1 protein-coding gene is annotated in these 433 nt (G+C 66.1%); it reads right to left on the reverse strand.

Features of this window, described 5'->3' with window-relative positions; translation table 11 throughout:
- Window positions 1-309 (reverse strand): NAD-dependent epimerase/dehydratase family protein (locus tag EOE48_RS28880; RefSeq protein ID WP_127734246.1); only part of this gene is annotated, 309 nt, incomplete at its 3' end.
- Between the last annotated feature and the right edge of the window lie 124 nt (window positions 310-433).

Here is a 433-nt window from a genome sequence, read left to right on the forward strand (position 1 = left end):
GCCCTTGGCCAACGCATCGGCCAGGCCGTCAAGCAGCTCACAGACGCCAAAGTAGTTGACCGACACGATGGTGTCGGACACCGCGCTGGAGCCAACCCCGGCGCAGCACACCAGGCCGTCGAGCACCCCGTCGCAGTGCTCGAGCACCGCACTGATGGCGGCCTGGCGCCCGCTTGCGCTGGACAGGTCGGCAATCACCTCGGCATTTGCCCGGTCGATGCCGATGACGCGGTGCCCGGCGGCGCGTAGCGCCTGGCAGACTGCCGCGCCGATACCGGATGCAGAACCGCTGACCGCTGTAACTGGCATAACGTTGCTCCTTGTTGAATGGTGGTGTTGGCTAGTATTGGTGCCGCGCAAACCCCACAACATCGTCCGCACGGACTAAAACGCCCCGGCCTTGCAAGCAGGACCGGGGCGTTCGGGCAAGCCG

The organism is Methylobacterium oryzihabitans (assembly GCF_004004555.2).
Taxonomy (GTDB): domain Bacteria; phylum Pseudomonadota; class Alphaproteobacteria; order Rhizobiales; family Beijerinckiaceae; genus Methylobacterium; species Methylobacterium oryzihabitans.